At 54.1% G+C, this 10,460-nt stretch carries 8 protein-coding genes; 7 read left to right on the top strand and 1 reads right to left on the bottom strand.

Annotation, left to right across the window (positions count from 1 at the left end; translation table 11 throughout):
* The first annotated feature begins 458 nt into the window (after positions 1 to 458).
* Complete coding sequence (locus JFU11_RS05535; RefSeq protein ID WP_084378843.1) at positions 459 to 1,694, top strand: aromatic ring-hydroxylating dioxygenase subunit alpha; 1,236 nt, start codon at positions 459 to 461, stop codon at positions 1,692 to 1,694.
* A 113-nt stretch (positions 1,695 to 1,807) separates the two neighbouring features.
* On the opposite strand, the gene JFU11_RS05530 is transcribed toward JFU11_RS05535, so the two are convergent.
* The gene (locus JFU11_RS05530; protein ID WP_084378793.1) at positions 1,808 to 2,761 is read right to left on the bottom strand and encodes a LysR family transcriptional regulator; all 954 of its coding nucleotides are present in this window, start codon (positions 2,759 to 2,761) and stop codon (positions 1,808 to 1,810) included.
* Between the two features lie 448 nt (positions 2,762 to 3,209).
* On the opposite strand from JFU11_RS05530, the gene JFU11_RS05525 reads away from it, so the two are divergent.
* The 6 genes from JFU11_RS05525 to JFU11_RS05500 all read left to right on the top strand — a co-directional run bounded on the left by JFU11_RS05525 (position 3,210) and on the right by JFU11_RS05500 (position 10,140).
* A complete protein-coding gene (locus JFU11_RS05525; protein ID WP_201060004.1) occupies positions 3,210 to 4,247 on the top strand; it encodes a glycine betaine/L-proline ABC transporter ATP-binding protein in 1,038 nt (345 codons plus the stop codon).
* A 48-nt stretch (positions 4,248 to 4,295) separates the two neighbouring features.
* On the top strand, positions 4,296 to 5,261 hold the full coding sequence (gene proW / locus JFU11_RS05520) for a glycine betaine/L-proline ABC transporter permease ProW (RefSeq protein ID WP_084378795.1): 966 nt from the start codon (positions 4,296 to 4,298) through the stop codon (positions 5,259 to 5,261).
* Positions 5,262 to 5,327: 66 nt separating this feature from the next.
* Positions 5,328 to 6,371 (top strand): glycine betaine/L-proline ABC transporter substrate-binding protein ProX, encoded by a 1,044-nt coding sequence (gene proX, locus JFU11_RS05515; RefSeq protein WP_201060003.1) that lies wholly within the window; start codon positions 5,328 to 5,330, stop codon positions 6,369 to 6,371.
* A gap of 87 nt (positions 6,372 to 6,458) precedes the next feature.
* The gene (locus JFU11_RS05510) at positions 6,459 to 7,808 is read left to right on the top strand and encodes an MmgE/PrpD family protein (RefSeq protein WP_201060002.1); all 1,350 of its coding nucleotides are present in this window, start codon (positions 6,459 to 6,461) and stop codon (positions 7,806 to 7,808) included.
* Between the two features lie 47 nt (positions 7,809 to 7,855).
* Positions 7,856 to 8,950: a GlxA family transcriptional regulator gene (locus JFU11_RS05505; RefSeq protein ID WP_201060001.1), complete on the top strand. Its 1,095-nt coding sequence runs from the start codon at positions 7,856 to 7,858 to the stop codon at positions 8,948 to 8,950.
* Between the two features lie 38 nt (positions 8,951 to 8,988).
* Entirely contained in the window at positions 8,989 to 10,140 is a 1,152-nt protein-coding gene (locus JFU11_RS05500; protein WP_201060000.1) for an MFS transporter, read from the top strand.
* Positions 10,141 to 10,460 lie beyond the last annotated feature (320 nt).

The raw sequence follows: 10,460 nt of genomic DNA, 5'->3' as shown, positions 1-10,460 counted from the left end.
AGACGTCAATCGATAACATTTGATTATGCATTGATAAGAGTAAATGTTTCTTGTTGATGCATGATTGCCGTCGTAGCCTTACAACAGCGATATTCTACTGACGAATTGGAAAATAGAATTTCTCGTACATTCGTTCCATTAGTTGGAAACTGTTTGTTCGGGGTCGAATAAGGTGCTGTAGCAACATTGCCGCGGATGCAAACATCGGCATTTCAGAATTGTCTGCCTTAATAAGGACTCGAACGAAATGAGTGCACGGATGGCACCACCATCCAAGAAGGCACATTTTGCGTAAGACGCTTCCTGGACGTGGCAAAACGTTCCGGTTCGCGGATAGAAGCAGCACGGTTTGATGGGCTTGCATCCACAGGCGGTACTGCGAACTCAAGACCGTTTGGCCTCATCTCGCTGAGCAGGCTGAATGTGTCGCCCCCTTGGTATTTTGGAGTGTGTTGACCGTGAGCACTAAATCGGCAGTTTCAAATCTAATCGCGCAGCGCAAGCCTGACCACGCGCTGCCAGGTGCCCTTTATAGCGATCCCGACGTTTACAGGCAGGATCTGGAACAGATCTGGCACAAAAGCTGGATCTTCGCAGGGCACACATTTGAGCTGGAGAAGTCGGGTCAATACCTGTCGCTGCAAATCGGCGATTATCCTGTCGCTATCGTGCGCGGCGCAGACAAGCAGATTCGTGCCTTCCACAACGTCTGTCGCCATCGCGGTTCCAAGGTGTGCCCGGAAGCCAGCGGCAAGGTCGCCAAGCTGGTGTGCCCTTACCACAAATGGACATTCGAACTGGATGGTCGCCTGCTGTTCGCTGGGAACATGGCGGACGATTTCGACAAGTCTCAGCATGGGTTGAAGCCCGTGCACTGTGAGGTCGTCGAAACGTATATCTACGTGTGCGTAGCAGATATCGCCCCAGACTTTTCGTCGTTCAGAAAATCCGTTACCCCTTTCGTTGCGCCGCATAACCTGGACGACTGCAAAGTCGCGTTTGAGTCGAACATCATCGAGAAAGGCAACTGGAAACTGGTTTTCGAGAACAACCGCGAGTGCTACCACTGCGATTTTACTCACCCGGAATTGATGCACTCATTCGTGGACAACCCATCAGTGGGCGGCGCCGGAGGCGATGAAGATCTCGAACTCAAAGAGCATTGGGATCGCTGCGAGGCGGCAGGTTTGCCTAGCCGATTGGTCATGGATGATGACGGTCGTTTCCGCATGACGCGCATCCCCCTTTTTTCCGGGGCCGTCAGCTACACCATGGATGGCAAGCCTGCGGTTGCCGGGCGCTTGGACACAACCGGTGAAGCCAACATCGGTGCGCTGCTTTATTTCAACTACCCATCCACCTGGAACCACTTTCTGGGCGATCACGCGCTGAGCTTCCGCGTTCTGCCCATCGGTCCAGGCGAGACGATGGTCACTACAAAATGGCTCGTCAAGAAAGACGCGCAGGAAGGTGTCGACTACGACATCGATCGCCTTACAAAGGTTTGGCTCGCAACCAATGACCAGGATCGCACCTTGGTTGAAGGCGCACAGGTGGGTGTCAGCTCTCCAGCTTTCGAGCCAGGCCCGTTGTCGGTGGCCAGCGAAATCGGTGTGTGCCAGTTTGATGATTGGTACTGCAAAACGATGCTTGAGCAGCTCAATGACACGATCCCGTTAAGATCTGTCGGCTAAGTGCAGCACTGCCGGTGGTGAGAACCACGAATGATCACCACCGGTATCTTGATTCGGACCTTCAAACCACTCTCCCTCTCCGCCACAACTCGTGTTCCTTTCTTCCAAACAGCTCAGGAAAACTGAGCAAGAATCCAGTCGCGTAGCCGGCAACAGGCGTCGTCATTGATCCGGTCTTCACGAAATGTCAGATAGTGCTGACTTTCATGGAGAACCACTTCCTCTTCGATCGGCCGTATCAGCGTGCCGTTTTCGATTAGCGTTGCAACCAGGTGATTCCATCCGAGGGCTACGCCCTGATGGGTCAACACCATGCTGATGACCAGGTTGTAGTCGTTGGCGTTGAAAACGTGAGGGCTGTCATGGGGGCGTTTTTCGATATCAACATCGTGATAAGCCAGCCAAACACCCCAATCAACGTGCTCCGCTACCTGGGATCTGCCATAGGGGCTGAGGTTTAGCAAAACCCCGTCGCGTAATCCTTCCAGGCTGGACAGCTCAGGGTGCTCCTCTTTGTAACGAGGTGTGCACACCGGGTAGATGACGTCGTGAAACAACGGATAACTGCGGTAGCCATCCTGAATCCTGGCCATTTTGGTGATGAAGATGTCTGGAGTTACACCCGGTTCCATCGACAGGAAGTTCTGAGTGGTGACCAGATTGAGGTCGATGTCTGTGTTCCTCGTAAAAAAACCCGGCAACTTCGCTGCGAGCCAGAGGGCTGAAAACGCGGGAGAACAGCAAAGTGTCAACGTGCGCTTGCCTGCATTGTTGGTGCGAATGCGCTCCGCCGCCTGGGAAATGTTGACGAAAGATAACTGTGCCGCATCAAAAAAGATGGATCCGGCTTCCGTCAACTCGACTGCTCGCCCCACCCTCTTGAAGAGATCCACCCCAAGGTAAGTTTCAAGCTCCCGAATCTGACGACTGATTGCCGCTTGAGTAACGCACAGCGCTTCAGCCGCACGCGTAAAGCTCTGATATTTGGCGGCTGCTACGAATGACTTCACTGCTTTCAGAGACGGCATTTTCAGCAGCGTCATGTCTGGATCGATGTGCTTAACCATAACCTAGAGTATTGAATATCCGGTTCGGGGCCGTTTGGAGGGCCGTTAGCGATGAGATCGGCGAGAAGGTTCCACCTAGAGCCTGCGCTGGAGCGTAGCTGAAACAGAGGGTCTAAGACAGGGCCAGCAGTAGTCGCCTTCGCAAACAGCACTTTCGTAGTCGCAAATTGACACGATTCATTTATTGATAACATGACGTTATTGATTGGCTGGAAGAAATGTTGTTAGACGCTGACTCTATAAGGTAATAACTTGGGTCTCAAGGCGCTGATTAATTCAGCGCCGATAAAACAAGAATAATAAACATCACATAATAAAGAGGATGGTCACAATGACTAACTCGCAACCTTTCTCCCAGCTTGACTGCCCCCATAAGCACCGTCTTCACTGATCAAGACACGTATATCTAAATTCTTGGTCTTACGTCGTATTTGCAGCAGGAGGGGTTATGAGTCTTGGTGACGAGATACTCTCGGTAAAAAACATTTACAAAGTCTTTGGTGCTCAGCCAAAGCTCGCGATGGAGATGCTGGCTCGCGGTGCTGATAAAAGTGAAATTTTCAGCAAAACCGGTCAAGTCGTTGGCGTTTTTGATGCCAGTTTCTCCGTAAAACGTGGAGAGATTTTCGTCATCATGGGGCTTTCCGGTTCCGGGAAGTCGACGATGGTGCGGTTGTTCAATCGACTGATCGAGCCAACCTCCGGAACTATCCATCTCAACGGCCAGGAAATCACCGGTCTGTCTGATGCTGATCTCCTTAGCGTTCGCCGCAAAGACATGAGCATGGTGTTCCAGTCGTTTGCCCTGATGCCCCACATGAGTGTGATCGACAACGTTGCCTTCGGACTGGAAATCTCGGGTGTCGAGGAAAGTGAACGGCATAAACGTGCACTCGAGGCACTCAAACAGGTGGGGCTCGATGGCCACGCCTACAGCTATCCGCACCAACTGTCCGGCGGTATGCAACAGCGGGTAGGCCTGGCCCGAGCGCTGGCCAACGACCCCGCCATCCTGCTGATGGACGAAGCCTTCTCGGCACTCGACCCGTTGATTCGCCACGAAATGCAGGGCGAACTGATCCGCCTGCAGGCAGAACAACATCGCACCATCATCTTCATCTCCCATGACATTGAGGAGGCGATTCGCATCGGCCATCGCATTGCAATCATGGAGGGTGGCCGGGTGGTACAGATCGGTACCCCGCAAGAGCTGCTTTGCAGCCCCGCGAACGATTACGTCAGAGCTTTCTTCAAAGGCTTTGATGCCTCGAAGATCCTCAAGGCTGGCGACGTTGCCAAGATCTGTGCAGAGCATCCGTACGCCATGGATCAATCCATGCCTACGCTGCGCGACGATGTACTCCTGCAGGACGTCTTTCACATTGTTGCTGATGCCGTTAATCCAGTTGCTGTGCTGGATCGTCAGGGTGTGTTCAAAGGCACGATCTCCAAGAGCCTACTGCTTCAGACAATGAGCCGGCACTAATAGTCTCTATATTGCTGGCTTGCCAGGCTCGGATATTCAGGTGATGACATGAACGAATTCAGTTTTCTAGACCCGTTTCAATCCCTCAACGTCCCTTTGGGCCAATGGGTAGAAGTTGCCCTGAATTATCTGGTTCATAATTTCCGCGAGGTATTCCGTTCGATTAGATGGCCAATCGATCAGGTACTTAATGGAATTCAGTTCGGATTGTTGGCTATTCCTCCGTCGATATTCATTATTTTTGCGACGCTCCTGGGCTGGCAGGTAGGAGGGAGAAAGATTGGAATCCTTTGTTTCGTCACCCTCACCCTCTTGGGAGTGATCGGCGTATGGAGTGACGCCATGGTCACCCTCGCCCTGGTGCTCACTTCACTGTTCTTCTGTGCAGTTATTGGCATACCGCTGGGTGTCCTGTGTGCCCGGAGTGACCGGCTGGAGATGCTGCTGCGGCCGGTACTCGATGCAATGCAAACACTGCCGGCATTTGTTTACCTGGTACCTGTGGTGATGCTGTTTGGTATCGGCAACGTACCGGGGGTGCTGGTCACGATCATCTTTTCGGTAGCGCCACTGGTCAGGCTTACCAATCTGGGCATTCGCCAGGTACCGGAAGACAAGATTGAGGCGGCCCGGGCTTTTGGATGCACACCACGCCAGATGCTGAGGCGAGTCCAACTTCCTTTGGCTGCACCGACGATCATGGCCGGCCTGAATCAGGCATTGATGTTGTCACTTTCCATGGTCGTGATCGCATCAATGATTTCGGTGGGAGGCTTGGGGATGATGGTACTCCGCGGGATTGGCCGCCTTGATATGGGCTTGGCCACCGTCGGAGGACTGGGCCTGGTGCTGCTGGCGATTTTCCTCGACCGCCTGACCCAGGCAATGGGCGAACGCAGTAACAGAGCAACCAAAGGCGAACACTGGTATCAGACCGGCCCTGCGGGTGTCGTTTACCGTCTGAAAAGAAAGAACACCATTACAAAGATAGAAGTTAGTCCCAAAGAAAGTTAATCCGCTTTGCGGCGCGTTGTGAACCAAAAGAAATGCCAACTTCTTAACCAGCCAAGGTACACGATAATGAACTTCACAACCTTCGGAATAAAACAGAAACTCATTCATTCTGTGGCACTTTTAGTTTTAGCGGTATCACCTGTGTTCACATCGGCCGCCACGGCGCAGGAGCCCGGAAAAGGGGTCTCAATCACCCCGATCTTTCCGTCGATCGCCGAAGAGCGGTTTCGTGGAGAGATTGCAATGGCGGGTCTCAAGGAATTGGGCTACGACGTTGAAACACCAAAGGAAACCGAGTACTCCACCATGATGGTTGCGATTGCCAATGGTGACGCGGATTTCTCGGTGCATCTGTGGGAGGAACTGCACAAATCTTTCTACGAGAAGGCTGGCGGCGATGAGGTGATGGTGAAAACCGGCGCTATCATGCCGGGCGTGTTGCAGGGCTACATGATTGACAAAAAAACGGCTGATGAGCACCACATCACCTCACTCGCAGATTTGCAGAAGCCGGAAATTGCCAAACTGTTCGATGCCAATGGTGACGGTAAAGCCGACCTCACGGGTTGCAACCCGGGTTGGGGCTGTGAGCTCATCATTGCGCACCACATGAAAGCCTATGACCTGATGAAGACCGTTTCCAATAACCAGGGCTCCTATTTTGCCTTGATGGCGGACACCATCGCTCGCTATAAACAAGGCAAGCCGATTCTCTATTACACCTGGGTACCTCAGTGGATATCCGGTGTTCTGGTAGAAGGTAAAGATGTTGTGTGGTTGACCGTGCCACGTACGGATCTTCCAGGTGGCAAAAACGATGTCAACACGACCTTCAATGGTAAAAACCTGGGCTTCGCAGTAGACAGTGTCAGAGCGGTTATCAATAAAGAGTTCGCCGAGAAAAATCCGGCTGCAGTGAAGTTCCTGTCTGAAATGCAGATCACTACCGACGATGAAAGCGCGCAAAACCTGAAAATGCACAATGGCGAAAAAAGTGCAGCTGACATTACTCGTCACGCCAAAGAATGGATCGCGGCCCATCGCGCGAAATACGACATCTGGCTGGCAGACGCACGCGCTGCGGCCAACACTGCCACCGCAAAAAACTAGTCCCTTCATTTAAATCTGCATAAAAGGTTGCCCTTCCCCGGGCAACTTTTTCATCCGTTTCGGTGTTCATCATTCAGGAATCATGAAATGCAGTTGTATTCGTTCGTCCAGAATTTCAGTTACAAGGATGCGCCCCTGCATACACGCGAATTGGTTAAAACCTGCCTGCTCGACATCATTGGTGTGGCCGCCGGTGCTCGCGACAATCAAACCAGCGTGATGCTCAAAACCTACGCTGACACCCATTACTCTGCCAACAAGTTGTCCAGCCGCCTTTGGTTCGACGGCAGAGCCGTACATCCATTGGGTGCCGCGTATGCAGGCGGTTTCTGCGTCGATAGCCTGGATGCACATGAAGGTCACTTCACCTCCAAGGGGCATGCGGGTGCAACCGTTGTCCCGGCTATTGTTGCGTTGGTCGACGCGTATCTCGGTCAGGGCAAAGACATCAGCGGCGAAGAATTCCTCAGCGCACTGTGCATCGGTTATGAAACCGCGTTACGGGCGGGCCAGGCATTGATGGCCAGCGCCCCTGAATATCATGCCTCAGGTGCCTTTTCCGGAATCGGGGTGGTTTGCGCTGGCGCCCGCCTGCTGAAGCTTGATGAAACGACGTTCCGTCATGCGCTGGGTATCGCGGAATACTTTGGCCCGAGGTGTCCGATGATGCGCCTGGTGAGCTTCCCGACGATGTTGCGTGATGCCCACGGCGCCGGCGCGTATGCCGGACTGAACGCACTACTGATGGCACAGCTCGGTGTCACTGGCGCTCCAGCCGCAACCGTTGAACCTTTGGAGATTTCCGCTTTCTGGCAGGACATCGGAACCCGCTGGGAGATCGACGAGCAATATTTCAAACCGTGGCCGGTATGTCGCTGGGCGCAACCGGCGCTCACGGCCATGACTGATTTGATGCGGGCACATCCGGTCATCACTGCAGCGTTGATCGAGACCATTGATGTCGAAACGTTCCATGAGTCTGTGTGCTTGCAGGGGCATTTTCCGAAGAATGCGGACGAGGCCCAGTATGCGCTGGCGTTTCCCTTGGCTGCCTTGATCGTTCGCGGGAAGCTGGGCCCTAAAGAGGTCACCGGGGATTCCATTCATGCGCCAGACATCTTGAGTGTCAGCGCGAAAATCACCCTTCAGGAGGCGCCTGACCTCTCCGCCAGGTTCCCGGAGGAAATTCTGTCCCGCGTCACGGTTACCCTGAAAGACGGCACGCGTCTTACCAGCCCGACCGCGACGGCCAAGGGCGACCCCGGCAACCCTATGTCGAGTGACGAACTCACCGCTAAATACCATCTGCTGGCTGATGACAGCTTGGGGGCCACGCTCAGCAATGCCATCGAGAACAGTGTTGATGCATTGCTCGGCAGTGATGACTGCCAATCGTTCTTTGATTTGTTGCTGTCCGCTCCAAAAACCGCTGCCTAGATTGCCAACGGTTTCCTGGCTATTCGTTCAGGTGTCAAAGAGGATTTATGCCATTCGTATTCGAGAGCGTGCTTAAAGACAAGAACTTGGGGTACTCCTATACGGCTGAGAAACCAGTAAAGCCGCAGGCAGTGACTCGTGTAGCTTTCGTGCTTTTGAACAATTTCTCGATGATGTCGTTCACCGGTGCTATCGATGCGCTGGTGACCGCCAACCTGATTAGCGAGACACCAGCGTTTGAGGTGTTGACTGTCGGCATCAGGGGCCGTCTGGTGATGAGCGATCTGGGTATTGCGATTTCAGCAGACCTGGAGCTATCACAACTTCCGGATCGTATCGACGTTCTCATCGTCGCCGGTGGTTTACGGGTCAAACTGATCAGCGACCCGCTATTACGGCGCAAGCTACGTAACGTCGCCTCTCTTGGCGCGACCATGGGGGGGTTGTGGAACGGTGCATTTTTCCTGGCGGAAGCTCAGCTAATGGACGGTGTCGAGTGCGCCTTCCATCCAGATGGGCGAGCAATGATGGAGGATGTTTTCCCCAAAGTCCTGGTCTCTTGTCGAACTCACGTAATAGACAAAAACCGTATCACGTGCGCCGGCGCCAGCAGCTCGTTACGCATGATGCTGGAGCTCATCACCGCTAAACAAGGCGTGTCACTGACCCATGCTGTCGAGGAAATACTCAGTTGTGATCAAACCAATGAAGTCTCTGGGATATCGACTGTCATAGTTGACTCTGACCCCACCTTGCCCCAAACCCTGAAGCTCGCTTTAGAACTGATGCAAAAGAACATCGAAGAGCCGTTATCGATCGATGAACTGGCTGAGTGTGTGAACATTTCCCGACGACAACTGGAGCGTCGCTTCTGTCGTTTCGTGGGCGCCACGCCCACACGCTACTACCTTGAGCTGCGCTTGACTCGAGCGCGACAGCTTATTTTGCAGAGCAATCGACCGATCACCGATATCGCGATTGCAACCGGCTTCTGTAGTTTCGCCAACTTCCATATGCGCTTTCGTGACTTCTTTGGCGTCGCGCCAAGCAGTTATAGAGCAACGTATGAGCGCAGGCGCCAGGTTTTCCAAAACCCGAACCCGCAAAAAACATACGAAACCCGCTCTGTCCAAGCCGAGTAAACGATGGCTGGCATCATCGATAAGGATTACCGAGAATTATGAATGCGCCATCGCCGGTATTGGTACCCACGGCTAACCATAGCGAGCGGATGTCTACACGCATCGCCTTCCTGATCGCGGGCTTACTCATGTCTGCATGGGCGCCTATGGTCCCATTGGTTAAAGCCCGCGCTGGCCTGGACGATGGTGGGCTGGGGTTGCTGCTGCTTGGCCTGGGCGGTGGATCTATTGTGGCCATGCCCTTCGCTGGATATCTCACTGCACACTATGGATGCCGCCCGGTCGTAATTTGGGCGACGATTGTCCTGTGTGCAGTTTTTCCGCTGTTGAGCACCGTAGCGTGGCTGCCTGGTCTGGTCATCGCTGTCGTTATTTTCGGGGCCAGCATGGGCATGCTTGATTGCGCCATGAACATACAGTCCGTCATCGTCGAGAAAAACAGCGGGCAGGCACTTCAGTCCGGCTTCCATGGCCTTTACAGCGTCGGAGGCATATTGGGCGCCGGGGCGATGACCGCTCTGCTGACCTTGGGCCTGCATCCGTCGATTGCTGCGCTCTGCATCGTTGCCACCGTTTTGGGAGCGCTCTACAAGGCAGCGCCTGCCTTTCTGACTTATGGCACTGAACGGGGCGGGCCATTGTTCGCGATGCCCAGGGGTATCGTGCTGTTTTTGGGGGCGCTCTGTTTCATCGTCTTCCTCACTGAAGGCGCAATACTCGACTGGAGCGCGGTTTTCCTTGTCTCGAGCCGAGGGTTAGAGCCGAGCATCGCCGGCTTGGGCTACGCCTCCTTCGCCGCTGCGATGACAGTGGGCCGCCTGACAGGAGATGCTTTCGTCAGCAAACTGGGCGGCATGCGCGTCGTTGCGCTTGGCGGACTCTGCGCAGCCGCAGGCATGATCGTATCGCTTGGAATCGATGGCTGGGTCGCGTCCCTGATTGGCTACGCGCTGGTCGGTGCTGGATGCTCAAACATTGTCCCTGTGCTCTTTACCGCTGTAGGCCGCCAGCAACGTATGCCACAAGCGGTGGCCATCCCTGCGGTCATCTCGATGGGTTACGCGGGGATTCTGATCGGTCCTGTATTTATCGGGGCTGTCGCCCATCTGAGCAGTTTGCCATTCGCGTTGGGCGGTTTGATCTTTCTACTGGTGTTTGTCAGTGCGACGGCCAGATTGATTCGTCATTGATCCACCGACAAGGCGCGCCCTGCCCCGCTGACGCGCAAACCAAAACGCCGCTCAAAGAGCAGCGTTTTTGTGTCTGGAGCAAGCATCGAGACTCACCGGCAGGCAGGGGGTCTCAGCGGTTCAGCTCCAGGGACGGTCTCCGTTCTCGTCCTTGATGCGGCACAGGCACAAGGCGGCCAGCCTGAAGATCGAATTTAGTGATGAAGGGCGGCAGCAACGCATACCCAACCCAGCCACCGTGGCCTTACGCAGAACCTGAGGGCGTAGCCATTGAAACGGCTGGTACCCGAGAGTCTCTATTTCTCAACGATTTGATGCAT

The organism is Pseudomonas sp. TH37, assembly GCF_016650735.1.
GTDB classification, from domain to species: Bacteria; Pseudomonadota; Gammaproteobacteria; order Pseudomonadales; family Pseudomonadaceae; genus Aquipseudomonas; species Aquipseudomonas farris.
Note: the sequence above shows the minus strand (reverse complement) of the source record. Positions and strands in the feature narration are given on the sequence as shown.